The organism is Paenibacillus sp. J2L1-98, from assembly GCF_056269405.1.
Genome location: NZ_JBWDNW010000001.1, coordinates 768,855 through 795,702 on the forward strand (window position 1 = coordinate 768,855; position 26,848 = coordinate 795,702).

Below are 26,848 nucleotides of genomic sequence, written 5' to 3' on the forward strand. Positions count from 1 at the left end.
GATTAATTATAAACCTCGAACTCATAAATTCTGGCATAACCGTCAGATCCCGTCTGTGTACCTTGCGTTATGTAAAGTCTGACGTACCTTCCTGTTGCATTCACATTGCGATCCGTTGCATTCGCTGTATTCCCCGTCACGGTGTCGGCATCGGTGAAATTAATCCCGTCATTGCTTACCTGCAATTTGTAATCCTTCGTATTGAAATTGACGGACTCTCCGTTCACAGCAGCATGCTTCACGACCCAGCGGCTAATGTTCGTCACATAGCCAAGGTCAATCTTCAGCCAATTCGGGGACGCCGCAATAGAAGCCCATTTCGTACCCGTCGATCCGTCATTCGCATATTGCGGCGCTTCACTAGGCAAATTGTACGCGTTGGCAGAAGCGGTCTTGTTGAGCGCTGCATTCCCGCTCGCTGTACCGTATACTTCAAATTCAGGTACTCTAGCATATCCGTCATATCCTACTTGAGTGCCTTGCGTAATAAATAGTCTAACATATCTGGCATTGGTATTAATGTTGCGATCCGTGATATTTGTCGAATTTCCTGTTACTGTGTCGATATCTGTAAAATTGATGCCATCGTTGCTTACCTGGAGCTTGAAATCCCTCGTATTGTATATCGTTGATTCGCCGCCCGATCCCGCGTGTTTAACGACCCAACGCTTCAAATGATAGGACTGGCCTAAATCGATTTTCAACCAGTTGGGCGACGCCGCAACAGATGTCCATTTCGTGCCCGCCGAACCATCGGCAGCATACTGCGGCGCTTCGCCCGGCAAATTATACGCATTTGCTGCAGCGGTTCGATTCAGCGCGATGTTCGTCAAACCGTAAACCTCGAAATCGACAATTCGCGTAGCGCTTGATCCATCCTGCTGTCCCGCCGATACATAGAGACGAACATATCTGCCGTATACAGATACACTCCGGTCCGTGAGATTGGCCGTATTTCCCGTTACAGCATCAACGTCGCTAAAATTCGTGCCGTCACTGCTGATTTGCAGCTTGTAATCTTTCGTATTATAAGAGGCAGATTCACCGTTATATCCCGCATGCTTGACAACCCAGCGGCTTATATCATGGGCAGCTCCCAAATCGACCTGCAGCCAATTAGGCGCTGCCGCAGTCGAAACCCATTTGGATGTGCCCATGCCGTCTACTGCGTGATTAGCTGTATCCCCGCCCGAAGAGCTGTTGCTTGTTGCCGTCTTATTCTGTGAAATAGGAAGCGAATAAGTGCTCAAATCCTTGTCATAGACATTAACGCTGCCTCCGCCATTGCTTACGCTTTTCACAATATTTCCCCAAAGCAGTGAATCATAGATATTTAAAGTGCCGCCAAAAGCAGAAGTCGTCCGCGCATAGTTTTGCGTTGTGCTGCTGCCCGCTTGCAGCCCGATTATCCCGATCGTTCCGCCGCCCTCCACGGAGACGTTAGGGCCGGAAGAAGTATCGACTGAAGGTAAATACAGCTTTAAATTTTGCGGTCCGGTACCTGCACCTTCCTTGATCGTACGAATCCCTGACTTCACACCGAAGGAATCGACAGCGAATGTTTTGAGATCATTGCCGTTGCCGACAGTCAGGGCATCCGTATTAGCTAGCGTATAGTTAAAAGCATGTGTAAAGCCGTACGTATGAGGACTGTTGTTATGCTTGGATTGAAAATGCGTCCCGAAGGTGACGACCGTCTGCTCCACCCAGCCGCGCTGCGTTCCGCCGCCTACATAAACCGCTTTTTTGGCCGCATTGATCCAATTGCCGGAAACGACAAAATCATTTGAAGCATTCGTCGCGAAATCCGCGCCGTTGTAGCTATTTTCGAGCTCGACATATTTCATCCAAGTTCCTGAACCTGCGCTGCGCACAGCATACGGATACGTGTGAATCGGATAAAGCGTTCTTAGATCGGACGGAACAGACGCATCGCTGCCGTTCACAAACCCTTGTTCAGGATGAAAGACCGTGAAGCCGCGAATTCCCGCGTTCGCGTTCAGCGTAATGAAGGCCGTCGCCGTATCCGGTGAAGCTGTATCCTTGCCGTCATATGCGAGCAGCACCGTTGTATCTAAATTTTCATGCGCATGTAAGTAGTCGTAGCTGCCCCGCAGTTCAACGCCGCTTGGAACGTTCAACGTTGTGGAAATTTTATAAGAGCCCGGAGGGAGAAAGACCGTTCCGCCGCCGGCGTTGCCTGCGTCTGTTAATGCGGTTTGAATCGCAGTGCGGTCGTCGGCAATCCCGTTCCCCGCCGCGTTGTAAGGCGCATTTTTTACATTATAAAAATTCGTATCGATTGAAGGCTTCTTCGCCGGCGCAAACGAATAATGCTGTCCGCGTGCTTGCCACACCTGGTCGGAATTAAGAAATTCGCCTACCTCCGGACGCAAATAATCCTGCTGCACGGAAGCGTTTATTTTTGACATCGCCCCATAAGAACCGTTAGAGGCAGGCGGACCTTGCTCCATCAAAATTCCCATTTTCGCATCGTTGACGCTAATATCGTACATCGTTAACCCGTCATTCTTCCACAGCTTAATCCCGTATAAATAGGAGTTCGTGTAATTTTTTATATAGCCGGTTTGCGTGCTGTCCGGTTTATTGGTAATCGCGGAAGGCGCATTTTTCCATATCCCCGTATCCATAAACACATTCGTCACATAAGAATATTCATAATTGCCATTCATCGTAATGCCTTGAAATAAAAAGGTCCCGTAAACATTATTAATATTCGTGCCGCTGGCTGATGCTAGATTGATGCCTTTAAAAGAGTTGTAGAACGTCACATTCGCTACATTCGCCGCAAAAGAATTCGAATCGATCGTGTACGGGTAAGTGGTAGGCGTAAACACGCCGCCCGCATAGCTGCCTTGATTCGGATACCAAATACTGAGATTACGCACGGTCGTATTCGGCGCATTTAGAGAAATCGCGGACGCCGTCGTGCTGTACGCAGCGAGTATCGTACCCGCAGCAGGCGTTCCGTCCAGCGGACTTTTCCAATCACCGCGCAGCGTAACATTGGTCGGGATCGACAAGCCTCCGTTCAAGCGATAAGTACCTGCCGGCAGAAAAACGACACCGCCGCCCATTTCCCTGGCTTGATCTAGAGCCGCTTGAATGGTTGACGTCGCATCCGTCGTTCCCGTTGTATCTGCGCTTACCGTCACATTGGCTACAACGACCTCGTCTGAGGTTAATAAGCCGGTTTTAATCGCTGGAGAAGGATACGATGGCTCACTCCCCCGCTTTGTAAACGTAATGTTGTCCAAATACGCCGCCGGATCAGGACCGCTAAATTCAATCGTCAGCACATGCGTCCCTGCGCTCAAATTAACGGGCATCGGCACCGTGTAGTCCTGAAAAGCCGTTCCCGTAATCGCAGGTGTTGCGCCGAGCTGAATCCCGTCGACTAGCGCGGTTATCGTCGATTTCGTCGTTGAGCCGCCCATTTTTGCACGGAATTTCATATCGTACCAGCCTGCATTCCCGCTGCTGACATTCAACGTATATTTCAAATATTCGCTTACATACCCTGCTGTCGGCGAACCGCCGGCCTGATCGTTAGAGCTAACCACGTAACGATAAGTCACCGAATCTATCACTTCTTTAAAAATATCAATATTTTGCACATCCCGATAAGTCGTATCGCGAGTAATTTGCGTGGACGGGTGCGCAAAATAAACATCATTAATCGCACCCGAATTGAAATCCTCCGCTTCAAACGTCCCTGGCAGATTAATCGTCGAAAACGGCGTTCCATCTGTTGCATGCGCGATTTGCGGCAGCATCCATGGAAACGAGCTCATAACCAAAAAGAAACATACAGCAATAAGACTAACTCTACTCTTCTGAATAAACACGAGATCAAATCCCTTCGGTATGTATTGGCCCATATTAAGGAAATAAATTTGAGTAAGAAGATCTGATGCAGCGCCAAAAGAAGTTAGGTCTAAATACCCGAGAATATTTTACCATAATTAAATAAAACTTATAATATTAATCTACAAATTTCGCGTAATTCTAATAGATTTCTTTAGCAGCCGCTTTTATTTACACAAAAAAAAGCGGACTTCAATAACAAGTCCACTTTGTTTAAGCTATTCATTTCTCACCAGTTAAGCATGTTTAAGCCTTCTTCAACCTAACAGCCATATATTGACGACCAGGCAGCTCAACTCGGAATGCTCCCTCGAAGGTGCCTTCCCGCTCCTCAATGGTCATATTCCACGTATCGATCACTTCCGCCTTATAGCGAATTCCCGGCTTCATGTTGAAGTGTCTGTAGCGCGGCTGATTGAAGCCGTAGTAGAACAAATAATATTCATCTTGAATCCCGGCAGATGGCACATCCCACTCTGATTTCAGCGGATTCAGCCCGCCTGCGGGACCCTCTTCCAGTATTTTACGAAGGAAGGCAATACGTTCCGGACTGCTTCCGTACAGCTTGCCCCCCTTGGACCACCATAAAATATCCTCGGGATGCAAATAAGTTTCACCGTGTCCAACATAACCGCCGCGAATGGCCCCTTCCCAAAACCTGCGCACCATCTCCTGACCGGTGATGTTTCCCCATCCCATGTCAATGTCACCCTCGTAGGCGCATTCATCAATAACGATTGGCTTGTTCCACTCGTTCCGCCAGTCATTCGTGTTCTCCGCAGTCTTGTACACATCGACTCTCTGCACGCTGCAGTGCGTCACCCACGGACGGGAGTAATCGTAAAAGCCATGGCAGTTATGAATCGAGATCAAATGCCGGTCCGGATCGTTCTCCGTGACAATCTGGGCAAAACGCTCCCAGTCCGCCTGTTCCTTCGACCACATCAAGTCATACTCGTTGGCCAGCGACCACCAGACGTTGCGGTAAGCAGACAATCTGGCGGCGAGGTATCGCAAGTACCGGTCATCGGCGGATTTGTTCATCTCTGAAAATCCCCAGCGGTCGTAAGCGTGGAACAAAATAAGATCCGCTTCAATGCCCAGCTTTCCGAGGTCCGAGATTCGATTCTCTAAATGCCGGAAAAAAGCCGGATTGAACTGGCTGTAGTCCCAACCCTTGTCCAAAGAACCTTCAAACGGATAAAGAATCGGTTCATTCGTATTGAATTGGTATGATTTCGGAAAAACACACATGCGAAGCTTGTTGAAAGGCGACGCTTCTAATGTCTTAAGCGTCTGCTCCTGCAACTCCGTCTCTTGATGGGACCAAACGTAACAGGTTGTTCCGATCGGGTAATATGGCGTGCCATCCTCATAAGCAAAATGAAACGTATTTTTCACTCGAACAGGACCATGATTGCCTGCAGATGGCGCTGTACATGTAAATGATCCCTTAATGTTGTCGAGCGAACGCGCCGTGCTCTTCGTGCGAAACGTCCATGTACCCTCTGCGTCCGGCATAAACCTAATGCGGTAAATACCATCCCCGTCATAGAAGCCAAGCGCCTGCCGCTCTTTTCCTTCATGTGTAAATATGGCGCTGAGCGATACATCAACAAACGGGTTGCCGTGAGCTGGTCCGTGCAGGACCAGCTCATATATGCCCCATTTTTCAGCTTGTTCAGGCACTTCAGCTCCAGCCGAGCCGACTGCCACAGCCTCGCTTTCGTAATCAGTAGAAGGTTCTGCTTCAATCTCAGCAGGCTTGTCATCCGGAATTTGAGCAAGCTCGCTAAGCGCAGCCTCCAGCATCTCCGGCGTCCAAGACCAGGTCTGATTCGCGGCGGCCAGCTGTGGCAGCGTATACATTTTCATAAACGAAAGATAAGGGGAATCCGCAAGATGCGGAACATAAGCGAGCAGAACGTCCCGGGCGTTCTCATTCGCCCAAATTTCGCCAACTTTAGTATTCTCGGTAAATGCCACAATGTCAGCCTCCTTATAAACAACTAAACTGTTTATCTATACAAGCCATCGTATCACCGTTTAATCCTAATAGTCAATGTGTTTTAGGCATTTTTATATAAAATAAACTAAACTAAATTACAAATAACTAAACTATTAACTTCATTCCGCGAATTTATTTGAACATCCCCGGAAAAATCGGGCAGACCTTACCGGCGCCACTTTTTACGGTATTGATGAGGCGTTATGCCCATTTGAGCTTTGAAGAACGAGCAAAAATAAGAGCTGTTCGTAATGCCGATCTCTTCCGCAATGAGGGAGATCGGTTTACTCGTCGTGGTCAACAGCATGACGGCTTGATGTACTCTTCGCGCCGCTATATATTCGGTAATGCTGACGCCGATAGCTTCCTTAAATAAATGGGACAGATGATAAGGCGACAAGTGGAGGTCCTTCGCCATCATTTCTAACCGGAAAGGTTCTGCATAATGCGTTTCAATCCACTTTAAAATCCGTTCCGCTTGATGGGTTTTCCGGTTATCGGACGGAACAGCCTGCCCTTCCCGCTTCTGCCAGACCGGTTTGAGAGCACGAAACAACGCGACGAGAAACAGCGAGATTTCCTCGACCTGATCCTTCTTAGACAAACACCCGAGCCGCTCTTCCATGCTGTGGAATACGTTAGATAGATCCGCAGCGTCTTCCAGCCCATAGATGCATGGGAATGCCAGCCTGCTTAAGTAGATATGTTTGTAGAAAGCATGCAAGCCCGGCCATTGTTCAAAATACGCTTCAAACATCGTCGGTTCAAAAATCGCAATAGAACGCTCATACGGCTCGTTATCCGAGTAATTGAGCTGAAGATGATGAAGCTGATACGGTTGGAACACGCAAAGCATGCCTGGAGTAATTTCGTATCTCTTGTGATTGACAACCATTGTTCCGCTTCCCTGGTGAATGAGCAATATTTCAATCCCTTGGTGATAGTGAAAGGTTTCCATGTATCCGTTATGCTCGCTGGTCCTCTTGTATGCGAAATATAGAGGAACATCACTGCTGTCCGTTTGATTCTGGCTGGCCATTCGAACCACGTTACCACTCCGTTCATCACACTGCCATTACCGCAATGCAGCGTTATTTTTCCCACAATAGAAAGCGACATTACCACTCCAATTATAGGTATAGTTAGAACAACAATGCAATGAAATGACCGCCTCTACGGCTGATTACAAAAACTCGGTATTGGAGGATTTAATTTATGTTGAAAGTTGCGATTATCGGCGCGGGCGCTATTTCGGGCGCGCATATTGAAGCTTATTTGAAATTCGGGGACCGCTGTGAAATCGTTGCGGTTTCAGACATTTACCTGGAGAAAGCACAGCAGCTTATCGAGCGCTTCAAGCTGAGTGCGAAAACGGTGAAAGAATATCACGAGCTGCTTCAAGAGGATATCGATCTGGTATCGGTCTGCACGCCGCCTTACACACACGCCCCAATTGCCGTGGAATTTCTTGAAGCCGGCAAGCATGTCATCGTCGAGAAGCCGATGGCCTCTTCGCTTGAAGAATGCGATCAAATGAATGAAGCTGCAAAGCGCAGCGGCAGCATCCTATCCGTTGTCGCTCAAAACCGATTTAAAACGCCAATGATGAATCTTAAAATGATGCTGGACCGTGATCTTATCGGCAAAATCGTTCATGCGCAGGTGGACTCCTTCTGGTGGCGCGGCCACTGCTATTACGATTTGTGGTGGCGCGGCACGTGGGAGAAGGAAGGCGGAGGGTGTACCTTAAACCATGCGGTTCATCATATCGATGCGCTGCTGTGGATGATGGGCAAGCCGAAGGAATTGCAGTCCTTTATGACCAATGTGTCGCATGATAACGCTGAGGTGGAAGATTTATCCGTTGCAATACTGCGTTATCCCGATGGCGCGCTGGCACAAATTACGAGCTCCGTCGTTCATCACGGCGAGGAGCAGCAGCTCATCTTCCAAGGCTCGAAAGCGAGAATTTCTGCGCCATGGCGTGTAAAGGCATCTCTTTCTACGGCTAACGGCTTCCCTGCACCCAATGAATCGCTGGAGGAAGAAATTCAAAACATCTATGATCATTTGCCGGCGGTTAAGCATGAAGGTCATGCCGGCCAAATCGATAATGTTCTGAGCGCGATTGAAACCGGTTCGCCTGTGCTTGTCGACGGCGTGAGCGGACGTGATACGTTGGAGCTGATCGTTGGCATTTACAAGTCCGCCAGCCTCGGGGTGAAAGTGCAGCTTCCGATTAGCCCGCAGGACCCTTTTTACACGAGAGCAGGCATTCAAGCTCAGGCTGTACATTTCTTCGAGAAGAAAAATACGGTTGAGAACTTTTCGACTAATGTAATAACAACCGGAAGCAATTACAACGCTTAGCTTATGCTTGTCATGTAACTTCATAAAAAATAGGGAAGCGGCGTTAACAGCCGCTTCCCTATTCTAATCATCCGTCTTTCTTTACTCCCTGACCCAACCGTCTTCGATTTCCAGTTCACGAATGACCTTTGCAGGGCTTCCCCCGACCAATACATTGTTCGGAACATTCTTATTCACGGTACTCTTAGCCGCAATTACGGAATTATCTCCAATGGTGACGCCCGGAAGAATCGTGCAATCCGCTCCAATCCAAACGTTATTGCCGATTGTTATTTTTCTACTGAGTTCACCTTTGTCGGCAGAATCTATTCGGTGGTAGTTGCTATCAAAAATACTCGTTCTCGGACCGATCTTGACGTTATCTCCAATAATGATTTCTTTATTAGCCGCAATCCCCACGCCAGCATTAACGTATACATTATCCCCAAATGTCAAGTTGGCGCCCTTAGTGCTCGTTATTTGAACGGCCCATGGATGTCCGACGATGGAAAGATTTTTTCCAACATGGATTTCCCCAAATTTGTTAACAAACACTTTCCCCCGCAGCTTTGCTACTTTCCCGAATTTGTAGATACCTTTAAGCTTGTAAAGTACTTTTTTAAACGCCATGTAACAACCCCCCCATATCCAATAGTACGCTTATAGAATAGTATATTAGAAATATGAGTATTTTTCTATTAAAGATTATTCATAATGAATAACATTTTGCTTTCCCTTACATAATGGGCGCTGCCAGCAATAACCCCGCCGTAAACGTATCACCGAGCCCAATTGTACAAAAGGTATAGTCAGCCTTTTACAGAGCCGATCATAACCCCTTTCTCAAAATATTTTTGCAAGAACGGATAGAGAACTAAAATCGGCAGAGTAGACACGATAATAACGCCGTATTTGATTTGGTCCGCATATTTTTGCGCATAGCCTCCCGCATCTCCGCCAGTGCCCGCCCCATTCTGAAATACCTGGTTTGACAATAAAATATCTCTTAGGACGATTTGCAGCGGCTGCAATTGATTATCGCGTATATAAATCAATCCCGTAAAGAAATCATTCCAATGACCGACCAAGTAATAAAGTCCGACAACTGAGATCAACGCTTTTGACAAGGGCAGCGCAACTTTAATAAAAAAACCGAAATGAGAGCAGCCGTCGATTGCGGCCGCTTCATACAATTCAGACGGCAAAGACGATTCAAAAAACGTTCGTGCGATAATCAGATAAAACACATTCACGCAAAACGGCAGGATAAACATCCACATCGAATTTGTAAAGTGCAGATCCTTCATCAGCAAATAAGTCGGAATCAAGCCGCCGTTAAAGAACATGGTGATGACAAAGGCGAACATGATGAAGCGTCTTGCCCGAAATTCGCGTCTTGAAAGCACATAGGCTGCAGGCAATGTGATTAATAAATTGACTAGCGTTCCGGCAAACGTATAAAAAACAGTATTGCGATAGCCGGTCCAAATCCGGTCATCCTGAAAAATTTGATTATATCCGAACATGCTAATATTTTTCGGCATAAAGAACACTTTTCCGGTCGATACAAGCGTAGAGTCACTAATGGAGGCAATCACAATAAAATACAGCGGATAAACAATTGATAAGAAGATCAGTGCGCACATGACAAATAAAATGAGCTTAAATAATATTTCACTTCCGTTTAAACGGGTACCGCCCATAACCAATCCTCCTTCGACAGCTAACTAGAATAAGCTCGTATTGGAAGCTTTCTTTGAAATCGCATTCATGGCAAACAAGAAGATAAAATTAATGACAGTATTGAACAAGCCAATGGCCGAAGCATAACTGAACTGATTGGATACAATACCGATCTTGTACACGTATGTGGCGATAACCTCTGAAACAGGCAGGTTTAATGAATTCTGCATTAAGAAAATTTTCTCGAAGCCCGTGCTGAGTATGTTCCCCATACTAAGAATAAACAGAATTACGATAGTCGGGACAAGTGCAGGAAAGTCGATATAGCGAATCGTTTGCCATCTGCTCGCCCCATCCATTTTTGCCGAATCATACAGCTGAGGGTCGACAGTCGAGAGCGCAGCCAGATAGATAATGCTGTTCCAGCCGCAATGCTGCCAAATGTCAGATATGATATTAACTGGTATAAAGGTAGAGGTAGAAGCGAGTAAGTTGATATCCCCAAAACCGATGGATTTCATCAAATATCCGACTATGCCTGTTTCCGGCGATAACAGGACATTCAGCATTCCCACCAGTACGATTATCGATATAAAGTGAGGCAAATAAACCGTCGTTTGCATCAGCTGCTTCATTTTTTTTCTTTGAATTTGATTGAGGACTAATGCCAATATAATCGGTGCTGGAAAACCGACTATAATCGTTGTGAAACTAATTAGAAACGTATTTGTCAATAAATCAGTAAATAAAAAGCTCTCGATAAATTGTTTGAAATAAAATAAGCCTCTCCATTCCCCTCCAGTAAGCCCCTTGCTGAAATCGAAATCTCTGAAAGCTAATTGGATGCCGTACATCGGAATGTAGTTAAATACGAAGATCACGGCAATTGCCGGAAATATCATGATCCATAATTGAATATCTCGTTTGAAGGTGCCTAGTATCGTCCGAGAGCCCATAAGAAATTCTCCCTTTTTTTGAGAAAGAAGCTATAACCTGCCTAAGAGCGGCATAGCTCCTTCCATCAAGTGATTTGTTTTACTTCTTGCTCATGTAGTCATCATAGTATTTTTGCATGATCTCAAGATTTTGGTCCAAACCTGCTTTTTTGCTTTGTTTTACGTATTCGTCCCACTGCGCTTCCACTCCGCCTTTGGTCACCCATTTGGCAAAATTGGTATTAGCCAAATTCATCACGTTCGTGTTGCTGAGGCTCATCGCGTTATTGTCTGCCGTCGTATACTTGATAAACATGCCCGGGAACACATCTTTCTCCGTATCGACACTTAAAGCATCTTTTAACGGCTCGGACTGCACGAGAACCTCTTGCATATCTTTACCTAGCGTCAAATTTAATGAATCGGCAATATACATCGGTCCATTATCTGCCCAGGTGGATGTCCATTTCCATGTACCCGGATCCATTTTTGAATCAGCCGGCGGCAGCACGATGTATGAACCGTCACCATTGTCCTTGATATTCGTGCCCAGCGAGCCGAATAAAACCTGCATACTGACTTCTTGTTTGTACAATTCATTAATGAATCTCATCGCCGCTACTTTATTTTTTGTTTTCGCCGACATTACGATTTGATTTACGCCGTAGTTCAAAGTGGAGAAATCATAGCTCCACGATAATTTCCCTGAAAAACCGGCCGACTCTCTGAGCGGAGACATCGAAGTATATTGCGGCGCGAGCTGCTCGCCAAATCTGTCAGACGCGACCCAGCCCCAAGTAAAGCCGACCTTCGCCTTATCTCCTTCACCGCGGGCAACAGACTGAAATTTCGAATAGTCATGGGTAAAGACCTCCGGATTAATCAAACCGGCTTTATAAAGCTTGTTGAGAAAAATGACCATTTTTTCATAGCGTTCGTCGGTTAAGAAGTTTTTCACTTTGCCGTCTTCCACAAAATAACCTTGCCCGCTTCCGTCTGATAACGTAATGCCAAGCCCGCCTAGAAGAACAGCAGGATTAAAAAATCCGCCAATGCCGCCCGGCCAGTCCATCGGGATTTCATCATTCGGATCACCGTTCCCGTTCGCATCCTTCTCTTTGAACGCGACTAACACGTCATATAATTCGTCCCAGGTCGTCGGCATAGCGAGTCCCAGGTTGTCCAGCCATGTTTGGTTAATATATTGTCTCGTTGCGGACGCCGGCCAAAATCTTTGATATTTAGGCAAGCCGTAGATTTTGCCATCGGGCTGCGTCGCAATTATTTTCGTTTCCGGCTTTGAGGCGAACATCTCTTGCACATTTGGCGCTTGGTCGAGCAGCCCGGTCAAATCCTGGAACAGGCCTTGGAATTGCGCAAAATCAGCGTCCGTAATGACATTGGGTCCGACGAATAAATCCGGCGTATCACCGCTTGCCAGCATGGTCCCTTTTTTCTGGCCCCAATCCGCTGTGATCTCTTGCCACTCGATATCCACCCCGGCAGCATCCTCCGCCTTTTGCAGCCATTCCATTTCAGCCAGCGGTTTCGTCAATGGATGTTTTGAAATGATGGCTGTTAATTTAACCTTAGCACCGCCAGTATTGCCGCCTGCGTTTCCTGCACCAGTGGATTGCTCATTGCCGCCGTTATTACTGCACCCCGCCATTAGTGCCGTGCACAAACATGCTGTAAGAACAAGCTTCAACGCTTTTTTCATATTACATTCGCCTCCCTTTTTTATATTGATATCGCTTTCATTTCAATTAACAGGACCTTATTTTTTTTGCCCCCGTTATGGTTGAGTCTCGGTTGTCTCGGCTGCAGCGCTTGACTGGCTCTATCTTAGCAAGCGGTTACATAAGGGACAATACGGAAAATCATTGGATTCCGGTGATTTTCATTAGGTACTCAGCCTTGTAGGGAAAACGATTATCTATTCCCTGGAATGCGCAGCAAAAAGAAGAGGCCCCGGCTATGCCGAGGGCCTCTTTAGTCAGCTCTTTACGGATACGTTCCTCTAAAAGCAGCATCGAGCTTCGTTGAAACGCTTTGGAACGCTTCTTTGACGTTTTTCTTGCCTAGCCATATTTGATCGAGTGCCGGCTGAAGAATCGCAGTTATGTTTTCATTATTTTTGATATAGTAATCGTACGAATTAACCCCGTTCTCAATCGTCTGACGCATCACTGCATCCTGGTAGCCGTCCGGATGCCCCGGCTTCACATCCGCCCAGCGCGCGATCAGCGCAGGCTTCGTGTAATAGTCCTTAAGCAGCGGCATCCACAAGCCGCTGGCATGCAAATCGATTGCATTCTCGGAATCGAGCTGCCACTTGTAAAACAGCCATGCTTCGTTCGGATGTTTGGTTGCCTTAGACATGACCAATGGTTCTCCGAACTGAATTGTCCTGCTTGTCTTTAACTTCGGCAGTATGCCGACGCCGTAGTTTACGCCCGCTGCGCCAAGATCAAGCTGAACCCATTGGCCGTCGAGATCCATGGCGACTTTCCTGCTTTGCAGGGCAAGCGCAGGCTGCGGCAGGTTCTTCTCTTGAATCGGGGATGGCGCAACATGATGGACGTAAATCAGGTCGGCCAGCTTTTGGACGGCATCGATTACGGCAGGATCATCCAGATTCATCCTGCTGCCGTCAGGCGCGATGACGCTCGTATCATTGGAAGGCACCATTAAGTGCCACATCCACGTATTGAAGCGAACACCGAATTGCGTAATATGCTGGGGATCGAAATCCCGGCTCAAAGCGTTATGTCCGTTACGGTCAATCGTCAGCTTCTTCGCCGCCAACAGGAATTGATCCCATGACCAGGCATCCTTGGCTTTCACCGGCGGCAGCTCGACACCGGCTTCATGAAGCAGATCGGCATTATAATAGAGAGCGAACGATTCTTCGGCTACCTTGACTCCTGCTACTTTCCCCTGCTCCCAATACATCACCGCATTAGGGATCAGAGAATCCTCATTAATCTCCGTATCGGTGGCCAAAAAATGTTTTAAATTATAAAGTTTACCCTGTTCCGCCCATTGAAGCGCAGTATGCTTGTACAGCATAAACACATCAGGCGCTTTGTTGCTGGCATACATCGTCGTGAGCTTCGTTATATAGTCGCCGGGCTCATACACATACTGGACGGTAATCCAAGGATACTTCTCCATGAATTTCGCAATCATCCGTTCCTTGGCCTCCTTCTCGTTCGGAGAACCCCAAGAAGCATAGGTCAAGACGACTTTATCTCTCTTACCATCAGAAGTTACATGTTCTGCCGCGTCACTAGAAGGTGTGCTGCCTGCTTCCCGGCATCCGGCCAGCAGCAGCAACGCGCAAATGATGAGCATCACCGTCATTCCGCGCTTGTCTCTCTTCACCCGCAGTCTCCCTCCTCTCATCGATCATTCGATTTCAGTTTTGTCCTGATGGCCGGGGCGCATGCCCATGCGAATCAGAATCGTCGTGCCGCTGCCTTCGGAACAATTAATATCAAATCCATATTGAGGGCCATAAAGCAGCTTGATCCGTTTCTCCACGTTAGGCATGCCTGTTGAGTGAACCCTACCCGTCTTCATATTATCGATCTGCTCTTTGCCGATACCTATCCCGTTATCCGCGACGGAGAACAGGACCATGTCGCCATCCTTCCACCCTTTGATCGTAATTGTTCCGCCATGCTCCTTCTCGGCAAGCCCGTGAATGATCGCATTTTCAACAAACGGCTGCAAGAACAGCTTAGGCACTTCCATATCCTGAAGCTCTTCATCAACATCGATCTGGACATGGAACAAATTCTCGAATCGGCTCGACATAATATAAATGTACTTGTTCAGCCAATCCAAATCTGTGCGGAGCGGCCATGTTTCTTTCTTGTTTCTCGTCGATGTCTGCAGCATATCCGCCAGATTGCGGATAATCAGGCTCATCTCCCGCTGGTTATTCTCAAGCGCAATCCAGTACAGCGTCGTTAGCGTATTGTAGAGAAAATGGGGATTGAGCTGAAGATTCAGCGCCATCAGCTCAGCTTCCTTTTCTCTTAGGCGCGAAGCATAGTTTTCTTCAATCAGCGTCTGGATACGACCGTTCATATGATTGAACATTCGGATTAAGTGGCCGAATTCATCACGGCCACGCTCTGGAATATGAATGTGAAAATTGCCGCGCTCCATCAGCTTCATAGCCTTCTTAATCCGGCTGATCGGCTTCGTAATAAATACCGACATGACGTATGCGAGGAGGATAGATACCATCAGCATGACAACCAGAAAAAGATTAGAATATAAGCGCAGCGCATTCAGATCCTGCAAGGCATCTTCCACAGGGATTTCAATATAAGACATCCAGCCGGTGCTTTGCATCCGGTGAAAGCTGATCACCATACTGCGTCCGTCAATCACTTTCTGGATGCTGCCATACTTCATCGTCATCGCTTCGTTAAGCCATGGAGGCGGTTCGCGCCTAGCGACCCGGTTCGGATCGGAATCAATGACGACAGTTCCGTCCTCATCGACAATCCCGTATGACAAATGATGAAACTCGCTTTTCCGAGCATAGTCGGCAAACAGTCTTCCCACATAATCGGTAGTCAAATTGACCATCAATATAGGCTTCGTCATCGTATTTGGAAGCGTGTGGAAAATACCTTTCTCGTCGACATAGGTTAAATTCAGCAGCTTTACTGCCGACACCAGCTTGCTAAACTCAAAGCTCAGGTTGGACATATCTTTTTCGCCCAAGGTTTCAGCAAACCGGTAAGTCGGAATCCACACCAGATCCCCTTGACCTGATAGCGACTTGTTATATAAGGAGGATTTAAAAAAACCGTCAGGCATAACGAACATTCTCGCCGTGTTCCCAAAGTTGTATTCGGGCGTCAAGATAAATGAAGCATAAATGTCTGTATCGCCGCCGAAATATTGGAACAAGATCTGCGTAATTCGCCGATCTGCTTTCAACAGGGATTCATTATCGGACGGATCCACTTCGGTAATCGTCTGGTACAATTCATTGTTGATAGGGAGCATTTCGCTTTTATCGCGGATCGCCTGGAGCTTCTCGTCCAATAGCTGGTTATTGTTGATGAGTACATTCCCCAGGCTTTCCCTGACATTTGAAAGCATATTTCGTGCACTGATCTGGTAGTATGCAAAACCAAGTATTAAAATGATAAAGCTTACCAGCAAAAAATAGGTGGCGAGCAGTTTGATCCGGAATTTTGCATTGGCGGCCATATCAGCCATTTTTCTCAGGATGCGCATCGGTTTGGCCTCGTTTAATCAGGATGAGAACATTCTACGAAATTCTTCCGGTGAATATAAAAACATTTTTTTGAAAACCTTGTTGAAATACTTGATGTCCTTATAGCCGACTTGCCTTGCGATATCGACAACTTTTAAATCCGATTGCAGCAACAGACTGCGAGCCTTCTGCATCCGCGTTTTCACAAGAAAATCGGTAAATGAAATGCCAAAATTATTTTTGAACAAAATGCTAAAGTAAGACGGATTATAAAAAAATCGCTGCGCAATCAATTCCAGACCTAAATCCTCATGCAGATTATCCTCGACAAACTCCCGGCATTTCTGCATAATCATCTCACTGCGCGAAGACTTATCTTTCTTCATCTGCTTTACGATATCAGTAAGCAGCAGCGCCGCGGTGTCTTGGGTGCCCCGAAAGGATTTGGACGCAAACAGCTCCTGTTCGATCCGGTTAGTGAGAACGCGGTATACGTCATCGTCAATGACTAATTCGACGCGCTTCAGGCAATTTAACAGCAGCTGAATGGCACTGCACTTCAACCGAAAAGGCGTTGGATAGGCTCCCGCCATCTGATCCAATATGGAAGCAAGCATCGGGACAGCAATCTCTAGCTGGTTCTCTGTAACTGCCTTCTCCAAGGCATCGGTATCTTTCGTAGTGACCGGAGTGTTCGCGTCGTTCTTCAACAGGTTTTGCAGCTCAATTGCGGAAAGCCACTTGCCCTCGGGAAAATAGTACAAGAATTGCAGCGCATTCTTTGCGCTCTCGCAGCACTCGCGAATATCGGTTTCGATGTTGGCGGATTCCTTCCCTATCACTGCACTAATGGAACGGCTGTATACGCTCTCCAACTGGAACAGCGTCTTCCGAAGTTTGTCCACAAATTCCGAACAAGCCTCCTCCTGCCTCCATACCATAATGACATAAAGCAGGTCTTTCTCATGCTCGGGAGCAACAACCGCTGCCTCTGCGCCATTCGAATTCGTTTGCGAAATAGCCCGCTTCAAGATGCTCTTCCACTCAAGCTCATGTTCCTTCCGGTCACCGGACTTCGTTTCGAGAATAAGCACCGTTCCGTGCCCATTGAACGAAAAATGACGCCTCACCTCGCTCCATTCACCCGGCTGCAGCACTTCCGTCATCCATTTGTACAGCAGGTGTTCCATATAAACAGGTTTCGTATGTGAAAGCTGATCGCTCAGGCTCTTCGTTTCCAATTGAAGAGTGCTCTCCCGCTTAAGCTGCATCTCCAAATCGGAAATAATCGGTTCCAGCTGCTCGGTCATAACCGGCTTAACCAGATAATCCTTCGCTCCGAGCCGAAGTGCTTGCTGTGCATAATCAAATTCATGGAATACGCTTACAAAAACAACTTTTGGAATCTTTGGACCCGCGTTGTTCAGTGCTTTCAGGAAATCAATTCCGTTAACGATTGGCATCTGGATATCCGTAAAAACAATATCCAGCACGCGTTTCTGCGCAAACTCTAGCGCTTCTTTCCCATTCTTCGCCTCATGAACCTTATATTCCGGCCGCAGCGAGCGAACCATTGCGGCCAAGCCGCGCCGCTGCTTGGGCTCATCGTCGACCACCAGGATCTCCATTTTATTTGAAATCATATAAACATCCCCTTAGATGTATTGCGAAACAATCATCTCTTCTTATTGTAGCGTTTACTCATTCTGTTGGGAATGAAAGCGCAGGAGAAAATAGTTGGATAAGGGGAATCCTATTGGATAATTGATGAAAAAACAGGACCTCATCACTTCGAGCGATGAGGTCCTGACCTTATGTTACTGCTTCGTATTGAACAGACCTTCCGGCAGCTTCGCTTCCCATGTACTAGGCGCAGTAAGACCGAGCGAGCGGATAACGACTTCCGCCGTGTCCGTGATGATTAAGTCTCCTTGAAGCAATGTGCCCGGCTTGATTCCCGGACCGGCGCATCCCCAGAAGATTGTTTTGTCAAACGGGTGATCGCTGCCATGATCATGAGAATGCTCTCCTCCTCCTCCATGATCGGACACGACAATGATCAAGCTGTCTTCCAGAAGGCCGCTTTCTTCGATAGCTTTTATAATCGTTCCCGTGCTTTCATCCGTCTCTTCAATAGCATGCAGCTGCTCGGTTGTATTGTACCCGAATTGATGCCCTGCTGCATCGGGCAAATCTAATCCGATAAACATCAGCTTCAAATCGGGGTTTTCCCGGATGTATGCAGCTGCGGCAAGCGGAAGGTCCCGGTCGTTCATGGATACTTTATGCACACCGATGGACGACTCGATAATGCCGTGATTGATCGGGTTCCAGACGCTAAACGCTGCCATTTTGGCGTCAGGAATACTGTTTCGGACGACTTGGAAAATGGAAGGATAAGGTGAATGGTCCGGGTACTTATTCTCGCTGACTATTTCATTCGTCAAACCATGCTTATCCGGTCCTACTCCATGCAGAAGCGCCCCCCAGCATTGCGCGCTAATCGTCGGTGAAACGGTTTGGGCATCAAAACAGAAAGCACCCCTGCGGATTAACCGGTCCAAATTCGGTGTATGGGCGGTTTGTACAAAGTTGCCCGCTCCATCCCAACCAATAATGAACACCCTTGCTATTTTTTCCATGATTCGCAGCTCCTCTTATGTATGAATTATGGGCTTCCCCAGATCCCTATCATGATCACTCCCGCTGTAATGACCGCTGATAACAGAATCCGGTTCATGCCATTCGACTCCTTCAACATGAAAATGCCAAGCATTGTACCGAACACGGTGCCTATTTCGCGAATGGGAGCCAGATGCGACAACGGCGCAAGCTCCATAGCAAAGAGGAACAACAGGTATGAGCCGGGGGAAAGGATCGTCCCCCATAAAATCGCCGCTTTATTTGCCCGCCATTCCTCCTTGATTTGCCGTCTGGAGCGGATAGCAGCAGGGCTTAGCACGATGACATAGGCGATATTGCTTAGTTCGATAATCGATATGGGCGACAACGATTGGAGCACCATCTTATCTGTCATGACGTATCCAGTAATACATAAACCGACCATCAGTGCAGGAAATATATTTCGGAAAAGGATCGATGACCTCTGCTGCTTTTTCATTAAACCGCTAATGGCAAACAGACCAAGAACGATACAGCTCACACCGGCCCATCCGGCAGGCGTTAACGCTTCGTCGTAAATCCATACGCTGAACAGCGGAACGAATAGCGCTCCCATGCCGCGCATGACCGGATACATTTGCGACATTTCGCCTTGGCGGTAAACGATCGGCAGCAGAAAAAAGTATCCCATCTGGAAACCCATCGACAGTAGCATGAACAAGTAACCGCTTAATGAAATAGATCTGCTTGAGATATCAGCAATGAAATAGGGAAGAAGCAGCACAAATGACGTAATATGAATAGACCACAGAAAAACACTTTTATTGTTGCTTGTTTTGGTAAACAAATTCCAAATGGCATGCGTCAATCCCGAGCATAAAACAAGTATGATAGCAAAGGAAATCGCCTATCCCTCCTTCGACGGATTCGTTATTTACCTTATTTATCATACTTACCGCCCTTTACAAAGTCAACATAAAAACAACTAAAAACAATAAAACACACAATCAATCCTTATTGACATCGTCGCTTAACACTTCCTGCAGATCATCAAGAAGGTGCTGTCTCAGAAGTCAAATGGCGGCTCGGACTCTTTTCACTAAGCATCGTTCACCGCCCGGCAGTTTAATTCGATTTTCTGAAACTAATGGAAGGTCTTTATCCGATAACGGCGATTTAGTTTGGTTTTGCCTAATTAAACAGTGGATGAAGAGAGCAGCTTTCTAAAAATGGTCGATTACGTTTGCAAAATAGAGCTAATCCGCCGTTCTCGCACCCCGGACGCGATTTAGTTTTGTGAAATTGAACTAATAAATCGCCTACGCTTGTACCATCATTAGCTGAAAAAAGCAGCAAGCAATCGAAATCAAAAAAGCGGTACAGGACTACCCTCCTGTACCGCCATTTCCTCATCTTACGCGTCATTGTTGATCAAAACGAGCCGTCTCTCCAAAGAGCTTACCTCTATCAGACAGCCTCTTGTTCCATCAAGACGTGCATTCCCGCCTTTTAAATTACACGCGTGCAATTTGTTTGGTTTCTTTCGACTTGAGCGCTGCCAAAATAACCGCCAATGATTTCATGCCTTCCTCGCCGCTAACTGGCGGCTCGGTATCGTTAACAACAGAATCAACAAATTTCTCAACGATATGCGAGTTTGCTTGCCCGCCTTCTCCATTGGACTGAATTTTGCCAAGCTCATAATTCACAACTTCTCCGGTTGCATACTGCACGACTAGGGAATACGCCGGATTGTCCTCCAAACGAATAATTGCTTTGCTGCCGTAAATGATCGTTGAATTATCTTCCTTGGCCACATACGCCCAGCTTGCCGCAAGCGTACCGATAATGCCGCTTTCCGTTTTCAAGACGCAAACGGCATTATCATCCACATCGGCGAATTCTTTGGCGCTTGTTTCAACAAAAGCTCCAACCTCTGTAATTTCTTCCCCAAGCAGAAAACGGAGCAGGTCTGTTTTATGCACGCCTAAATCGCCCATCGCGCCAACGAACGCTTTTTCTTTCTGGAAAAACCAGCCTTCCTTCCCTTCTACACTCCATGCTTCCGGACCACCGTGTCCGAATGCTGTGCGGAAGCTGAAGATCTTTCCGATTTCTCCGCTTTCAATGAGCTGGCGCGCTTTCTGGTGAGACGGTACAAAGCGTTGATTGTGAGCAATCATTAATTTTTTGCCGCTTAGCTCCGCTGCTGCAATCATTTCCTTCGCTTCTTGCTCTGAAGTTGCCATTGGCTTTTCACATAAAACATGTATGCCGGCATTTAAAGCCGCAATCGTGATCGGGGCATGCAGGTAGTTTGGCGTACAAACGCTTACCGCTTCCACCGCACCGCTTTGTAATAGCTCTTCATAGCTCGTATACGCCTTAACGCCATACTTTTCAGCTACTTCTTCTGCGCGTTCCTTGGCAATGTCGCATACAGCAACAAGCTCCACATTTGGATTTAACGCATATTCCGGTAAATGACGATACTGTGCAATACTGCCGCAGCCAATGACGCCAACTTTTAAAGTGCCCATCGATTATTCCCCTTTGAGTCGTTTATTAGTTTACTTTACAGCTATTTTTTCCAGCGGTTGTGCATTTCCGTAAACAGGACGATTGCGGTCTACCGGCTGTGCCCATTTCACGGCATTCACAATGACGCGTTGAATGTTCTTGTTATGATAAGTCGGATACGTTTCATGCCCCGGTCTGAAATAAAACACTTTGCCGTTTCCGCGCATAAAGGTGCATCCGCTGCGGAACACTTCTCCGCCTTCAAACCAGCTTGTAAAAATAAGCTCATCCGGTGCCGGGATATCAAAATGCTCGCCGTACATCTCTTCTTTCTCCAGCTCGATATATTCCCCAATTCCTTCCACGATTGGATGACTTGGCGCTACAACCCACAGACGCTCTTTCTCATCTGCTTCGCGCCATTTCAAATCGCAGCTTGTACCCATTAATGCTTTAAAGATTTTGGAGAAATGACCCGAGTGAAGAACAATCAGACCCATGCCGTCAAGCACGCGCTGCTGCACTTTTTGGACAACTTCATCCTTAACTTCTCCATGCGCAAGATGTCCCCACCAAATTAATACATCCGTATTGTTTAATACTTCATCAGTCAAACCGTGTTCTGGCTCATCCAAAGTAGCCGTACCTGCTTCAAAGCCCGCTTCCGTTAAAAATGCTGCAATCGCACCATGTATGCCATTTGGATATATTTCACTTACTACCGGATTTTTTTTCTCATGACGATTTTCGTTCCATACCGTTACCTTAGCCATTTTTATGAACACTCCTTCGTGATTTAACTATTCTCAGTATAAGAAAGCGGTGCCATTAAGGGAATGCTAAATCATGCCCCTTTTATATTCAAAAGTGTCCTCCGTTTCCGGACTCCTCCAAAAGACACGGCGTATAGATGTGTGTGTTGAACCCGTATTTCCAAAAGTGGTATACTCCCAAAAGGAGATGATACACATGCCCGTAACAGAAACGACAATTGATACGCATTCCGATGCCATCAACGAAGAAGTCATCTATCAGAATCCGCTGCTGTTTCTAAAAATATGGGAGATCAAGGATCAACAAACCAGCATGTTGGAGAAACATCGGTGGCATTATCATAAAGAAGTAGAATTTCTTGCTATCATTGAAGGCCACTTAGGCGTACAAAACAAGCGCGAATACGTTGTGCTCGGTCCCGGCGACGTGATGATTTTCGGAGCTTCCCAGCCGCACCGTACCCATAAGCCTCTTACGGAGGCGCTGCACTATGTGGTGTTTCAGATCGATCTGGTCAAGCATTTTGACCAAAGCACCATGCCGTATTTATACTGCTTCTCGGAACTGACTCAGCCGCTGGATGAACTAAACTATATTTTTGACATGAACGAGTCGGCAAACCGGGAAACGTATGCTTTCATTATGGATATCTTTAAAGAATCTCAAACACGGACGAGAGGCTACGAAATTGCTATCAGCTCCACCATCAAAAGACTGCTGCTGCTGCTGTTAAGAAGAGATAGCCGCAACGTACTGAACTATACAGAGGAAGCCGAATTAAATCGGTTAAGACCGGTGCTTGACTATATAAACGCCAATCTTAACGATAAGCTGTGCGTAGAGGATGCTTGTCAATTGCTTAATTTGAGCTACCATTACTTTATCAAATATTTTAAGAAAACAATGGGCGTCTCCTTCGTGGACTACATCAATTATAAAAGGATCAAGCGGTCCGAGCTTTTACTGCTGACGAGCGAGCTTAGCATTATGGATGTGAGCTTTGAAGTCGGCATCTCCAACATGGCCCAGTTCTATAAGCTGTTCAAACGCCATAACCAGTGCTCTCCCAGAGAATTCAAACTGCGCATGCGAAGCGAGTCCAAAGTTTCCATGGAAGCCGTGCAGCAAAATACGAATGCCCCGACTTAATTTCATATTCATCAGACATATGCCCCTTTGTTCCTTGAAACGAAGGGGCATATTGCCGGTCAACCCCGTTTTTACTTCACGCTCGTGTAGCGCTTATAAGCGTCGGTACGGATCTCAACGAGCCGTTTAAGCCCCATATCATTAAGCTGCTTCAAATAAGCATCCCACTCTTTATCGATGTTACCTTTTGTGATCCACTGAGCACGTGTCGTTCTGACATAGCTGTCAATATCGGTAGTAAGCGTTGGCAGCTCCTGGAATTCTTCCGCGCTATACATAACATTCGGGAACGGCGTTGACACATATTCACTGCCGATCTTATCAATGACAAGCTTCAGACCGTCACCGGTAGTCTCATCAAGAGTGATATTTTTCTCAAAGCTCGGACTTACGTATTTTGGACCGAAATCCCGAAGCGACTGCTCCCAGTACCAGGCATCCGCGCTGCTGCCTTCCGGAGGAGACATCAATGCGTAAGTGCCGTCATCGTTCTTCTGAATGACCGTTCCGACTGCGCCCCAGAAATTTTGGATACTGGCTTCATTGGTGTAGAACTGGTCCGCCCAACGCGCAGCAATTTCCGGATACTTACATGTGGTTGTAATCAGCAATTCGTTGCGTCTTAGGCTTAAACCGACCGGATCGCCGCTTTGGTACCTATTACCGTCCAGTCCCGCAATCGGCGGAATAGCCACATATTCATCTTTCCATTTGCCGAATACGGCGTCCGGTATCCACTGATTGGAGAAGCCTATAATCGGAGCATCGGGATTTTGCTGTTTTGCCGTAACCATCGTATTATCCTGTGTAAAAAGCTCTTGATCGATCAAGCCCTCCGCATACAATTTATGCGCCCACTTCACCGCCTCTTTGTATTCATTTACAGCTGGATAGAATACCGGCTCACCGTCCTTAAGCATCATGCTGTTGCCGTACAGGTCCGTGATGCCGAATGGACTAAAGAAATCCGAGCCAATATCTGCCGAGCCGCTAAAAGGAATTTCATCCTGTTTTCCATTCCCGTTTGGATCTTTTTCTTTAAAGGCTTTGAACACATTGTACAAATCATCGATGTTATTAGGAATTTCCAGGCCCAGGCGGTCAAGCCAAACCTTGTTGATCACTGGCTGTATCGCCGATACAGGACGCGACGGCAGCCTTGTTGGCAACGAATACATTTTACCGTCCGGAAACGTGCTGATTTTTTTCATTTCCGGCGATTCATCCATAGCGGCCTTGAGATTTGGCATGTACTCATCAATATAATCATCGAGCGGACGGAAATACGATAAGTTATTGACAATATCGGAATCGGAGAAAGCATTGTCGCCAAAAATGATATCCGGTAGCGTTCCGCTGGCCAGCATAATCGATTTTTGCTCGCCCCAGTCATTGGAGGACATCACCTGCCAATTGATTTTTACATTCGTTTCTTTTTCAAGGTCCTGCAGCCATTTATTGTTTTTAAACGTATCCCCCATATTGCCCCAACGTACGGTCAACACGTTCAGCGTAATCGGTTCCGCTGCAATGGGCAGGCCTTCTTTGTTAAAAACGGCGCTTTTATCGGCCGGGGCATCTTCAGATTTACTAGCGCACCCAATAAGATTGAATAACAGGGTAAAGCTCAGAACCATTACAACCACTAGTCTTTTTCTGATCCATGTTGATTTGTTTCCCATACGAAAGTTCCCCCTGAATATCATTTTAACTGCAGAATGCTGGATTACTTCACGGCGCCAATCATCACCCCCTGGTTGAAATACTTTTGTACGAACGGATAAATGCACATAATAGGCAATGTGGCGACAATAATAACGGAATAGCGCATCAGATTGGCCAGACGCATTGCGACGGCTGCCGCCTCGCCCGTACCCATGCCAGACTGCATCTGGTTCGTAATCAGGATGTTCCGCAAGATGAGCTGCAGCGGATACAGATCCTGGTTTTTCAAATAAATCAAGGCATCGAAATAGGAATTCCAATAACCGACGGCCGTCCACAGCGCCAGAACCGATATAACCGCTTTAGACAGCGGCAGCACGATTTGAACATAATACCGCAGGTTGCCGCAGCCGTCGATCTGCGCCGCTTCCCATAAATCGCCGGGGATACTGGACTGGAAAAAAGTCCGGGCAACGATGATATTGAAAACGGAGACGGAGAAGGGCAGCACCATGACGAGAACCGTGTCGTACAAATGAAAATCCCGGATCGTCAGGAAGGTAGGGATTAGACCGCCATTAAAAAACATCGTAAAGATAAAAAATAAAATGAAAAATTTGCGCCCGGTTAGGTCTTTTCTGGAAAGCGCGTAAGCTGCTGAAATATTGACCGTTAAACCGATGATTGTACCGATAGCCGTATACAAAATCGTATTTTTGTAGCCCATCCATATATTAGAATGACTCAGCAGCTCCTTATAGCCTGCGAGCGTAAAGCCTACGGGGTAAAACCACATCTGCCCGTTTGCAACTGCAGACGGCTCACTGAAAGACGCGATGATAATAAAGTAAATCGGGTAAATTAAGACAATCAGCATCATAACCGCAAATACATATATCCCGATTTCCATTACGTCTAAGGAACGCTTTCTTTTGTGCCGTGCTGCTGGTTTTATCATTGCTTCCGTAACGTCCATAATATCCTTCCTTTCTGTTACCACAGGCTGCTGCCGCTAAACTTTTTCGCCGCCCGGTTTACGAGGATCAGCAAAATGAAATTAATGATGGTGTTAAACAGGCTGATAGCCGCGGAAAAGCTGTACTGGCTGCTGAGCAGCCCGATTTTATACACATAGGTAGCAAGCACCTCGCTTGCCGAGATATTCAAATTATTTTGCATAAGATAAACCTTCTCGAATCCGACACCGAGGAGCCCGCCGATCCGCAGGATCAGCAAAGTGATTACCGTCGGCAGCAGCAACGGCATATCGATAAACCGTATTCTCTGCCAGCGGTTCGCCCCATCCACCTTTGCCGCCTCGTAGAGGCTCGGATCAACCGCCGCGAGCGCCGCAAGGTAGATAATACTGTCCCACCCGGCGTGCTGCCACACATCGGACCATACAAACATACTGCTGAACAAGTCGGCTGAACCCATCAAGTTAGGCGCCTCAGCCCCAAACAGACGATAAATATTTCCGACCAGACCGTTGCCGGGAGAAAATAGAATCAGGATTAAGCCAACCATGACGACGGTTGAAATAAAGTGCGGCATGTAGGTCACCGTTTGGAAGAAACGTCTAAACCGGTTAACACGCATTTGATTGATCATCAGCGCAAGCATAATCGGGATTGGAAAAGTGGCTATGCTGTAAAGGCTTAAGATCAGCGTGTTTTTAATCGTTATCGAAAATTGATAAGATTTAAAAAACTTTTCAAAGTACTTGAATCCCGCCCATGGGCTTTCCATAATGCCTAGAGCCGGACTGTAATCTTTAAAGGCTATCAATACACCGTACATGGGCTTGTACGAAAAACAAAGGAGCAGCGTCACTGCAGGCAGCAGCAGTAAATACAGACCCCAGTTCTTTCCTATCCGGCCGATTGTACGCTGCATTTCGATGCTTACTTGGCTCGTTTTCAAAGCGATTCCCCCATCCTTCTTGCTTTTGTTATACTATTGTGTCCACTCTCTCTTGCCTCTTCATTATAGTTCGTCCTTTTTTGC

The 26,848-nt window shown here is 46.8% G+C and carries 19 protein-coding genes; 2 read left to right on the forward strand and 17 right to left on the reverse strand.

Features of this window, described 5'->3' with window-relative positions; all coding sequences use genetic code 11:
• Positions 1 to 2 precede the first annotated feature (2 nt).
• The 3 genes from AC0YNZ_RS03580 to AC0YNZ_RS03590 form a co-directional block, all read right to left on the reverse strand.
• Positions 3 to 3,869 (reverse strand): galactose-binding domain-containing protein, encoded by a 3,867-nt coding sequence (locus AC0YNZ_RS03580; RefSeq protein WP_475825291.1) that lies wholly within the window; start codon positions 3,867 to 3,869, stop codon positions 3 to 5.
• A gap of 265 nt (positions 3,870 to 4,134) precedes the next feature.
• A complete protein-coding gene (locus AC0YNZ_RS03585) occupies positions 4,135 to 5,874 on the reverse strand; it encodes a DUF5605 domain-containing protein (protein WP_475825292.1) in 1,740 nt (579 codons plus the stop codon).
• A gap of 188 nt (positions 5,875 to 6,062) precedes the next feature.
• A complete protein-coding gene (locus tag AC0YNZ_RS03590; protein ID WP_475825504.1) occupies positions 6,063 to 6,935 on the reverse strand; it encodes a helix-turn-helix domain-containing protein in 873 nt (290 codons plus the stop codon).
• A gap of 176 nt (positions 6,936 to 7,111) precedes the next feature.
• Between AC0YNZ_RS03590 and AC0YNZ_RS03595 the strand changes: the two genes are divergently transcribed.
• Positions 7,112 to 8,266 carry a Gfo/Idh/MocA family protein gene (locus AC0YNZ_RS03595; RefSeq protein ID WP_475825293.1) on the forward strand — a complete coding sequence of 385 codons (1,155 nt, stop codon included), beginning with the start codon at positions 7,112 to 7,114 and terminating at the stop codon, positions 8,264 to 8,266.
• Between the two features lie 81 nt (positions 8,267 to 8,347).
• Here the strand turns inward: AC0YNZ_RS03595 and AC0YNZ_RS03600 are convergent, their stop codons facing one another.
• From AC0YNZ_RS03600 to AC0YNZ_RS03650, 11 genes are all read right to left on the reverse strand, one after another.
• Entirely contained in the window at positions 8,348 to 8,875 is a 528-nt protein-coding gene (locus AC0YNZ_RS03600) for an acyltransferase (protein WP_475825294.1), read from the reverse strand.
• A 179-nt stretch (positions 8,876 to 9,054) separates the two neighbouring features.
• Positions 9,055 to 9,948 carry a carbohydrate ABC transporter permease gene (locus AC0YNZ_RS03605; protein WP_475825295.1) on the reverse strand — a complete coding sequence of 298 codons (894 nt, stop codon included), beginning with the start codon at positions 9,946 to 9,948 and terminating at the stop codon, positions 9,055 to 9,057.
• 24 nt (positions 9,949 to 9,972) lie between these two features.
• Positions 9,973 to 10,884, reverse strand: coding sequence for an ABC transporter permease (locus tag AC0YNZ_RS03610; protein ID WP_475825296.1), 912 nt, complete (start codon positions 10,882 to 10,884; stop codon positions 9,973 to 9,975).
• 79 nt (positions 10,885 to 10,963) lie between these two features.
• Entirely contained in the window at positions 10,964 to 12,583 is a 1,620-nt protein-coding gene (locus AC0YNZ_RS03615) for an ABC transporter substrate-binding protein (protein ID WP_475825297.1), read from the reverse strand.
• Positions 12,584 to 12,867: 284 nt separating this feature from the next.
• Positions 12,868 to 14,250 (reverse strand): ABC transporter substrate-binding protein, encoded by a 1,383-nt coding sequence (locus AC0YNZ_RS03620; RefSeq protein WP_475825298.1) that lies wholly within the window; start codon positions 14,248 to 14,250, stop codon positions 12,868 to 12,870.
• Between the two features lie 24 nt (positions 14,251 to 14,274).
• A complete protein-coding gene (locus tag AC0YNZ_RS03625) occupies positions 14,275 to 16,131 on the reverse strand; it encodes a sensor histidine kinase (protein ID WP_475825299.1) in 1,857 nt (618 codons plus the stop codon).
• 18 nt (positions 16,132 to 16,149) lie between these two features.
• Complete coding sequence (locus tag AC0YNZ_RS03630) at positions 16,150 to 17,754, reverse strand: response regulator transcription factor (protein WP_475825300.1); 1,605 nt, start codon at positions 17,752 to 17,754, stop codon at positions 16,150 to 16,152.
• A 174-nt stretch (positions 17,755 to 17,928) separates the two neighbouring features.
• Positions 17,929 to 18,753 (reverse strand): alkaline phosphatase family protein, encoded by an 825-nt coding sequence (locus AC0YNZ_RS03635; RefSeq protein WP_475825301.1) that lies wholly within the window; start codon positions 18,751 to 18,753, stop codon positions 17,929 to 17,931.
• Positions 18,754 to 18,779: 26 nt separating this feature from the next.
• Positions 18,780 to 19,424 carry an EamA family transporter gene (locus AC0YNZ_RS03640; protein WP_475825302.1) on the reverse strand — a complete coding sequence of 215 codons (645 nt, stop codon included), beginning with the start codon at positions 19,422 to 19,424 and terminating at the stop codon, positions 18,780 to 18,782.
• 823 nt (positions 19,425 to 20,247) lie between these two features.
• A complete protein-coding gene (locus AC0YNZ_RS03645) occupies positions 20,248 to 21,273 on the reverse strand; it encodes a Gfo/Idh/MocA family protein (RefSeq protein ID WP_475825303.1) in 1,026 nt (341 codons plus the stop codon).
• Positions 21,274 to 21,303: 30 nt separating this feature from the next.
• A complete protein-coding gene (locus AC0YNZ_RS03650) occupies positions 21,304 to 22,026 on the reverse strand; it encodes a ThuA domain-containing protein (protein WP_475825304.1) in 723 nt (240 codons plus the stop codon).
• Between the two features lie 196 nt (positions 22,027 to 22,222).
• Here AC0YNZ_RS03650 and AC0YNZ_RS03655 point away from each other — a divergent pair, with 196 nt between their 5' ends.
• Positions 22,223 to 23,176: a helix-turn-helix domain-containing protein gene (locus AC0YNZ_RS03655; RefSeq protein WP_475825305.1), complete on the forward strand. Its 954-nt coding sequence runs from the start codon at positions 22,223 to 22,225 to the stop codon at positions 23,174 to 23,176.
• A 71-nt stretch (positions 23,177 to 23,247) separates the two neighbouring features.
• Here AC0YNZ_RS03655 and AC0YNZ_RS03660 read toward each other — a convergent pair whose 3' ends face one another.
• The 3 genes from AC0YNZ_RS03660 to AC0YNZ_RS03670 all read right to left on the reverse strand — a co-directional run bounded on the left by AC0YNZ_RS03660 (position 23,248) and on the right by AC0YNZ_RS03670 (position 26,737).
• Positions 23,248 to 24,813 carry an extracellular solute-binding protein gene (locus tag AC0YNZ_RS03660; RefSeq protein ID WP_475825505.1) on the reverse strand — a complete coding sequence of 522 codons (1,566 nt, stop codon included), beginning with the start codon at positions 24,811 to 24,813 and terminating at the stop codon, positions 23,248 to 23,250.
• 89 nt (positions 24,814 to 24,902) lie between these two features.
• Positions 24,903 to 25,817 carry a carbohydrate ABC transporter permease gene (locus AC0YNZ_RS03665; RefSeq protein ID WP_475825306.1) on the reverse strand — a complete coding sequence of 305 codons (915 nt, stop codon included), beginning with the start codon at positions 25,815 to 25,817 and terminating at the stop codon, positions 24,903 to 24,905.
• 17 nt (positions 25,818 to 25,834) lie between these two features.
• Positions 25,835 to 26,737 (reverse strand): ABC transporter permease, encoded by a 903-nt coding sequence (locus AC0YNZ_RS03670; protein ID WP_475825506.1) that lies wholly within the window; start codon positions 26,735 to 26,737, stop codon positions 25,835 to 25,837.
• Between the last annotated feature and the right edge of the window lie 111 nt (positions 26,738 to 26,848).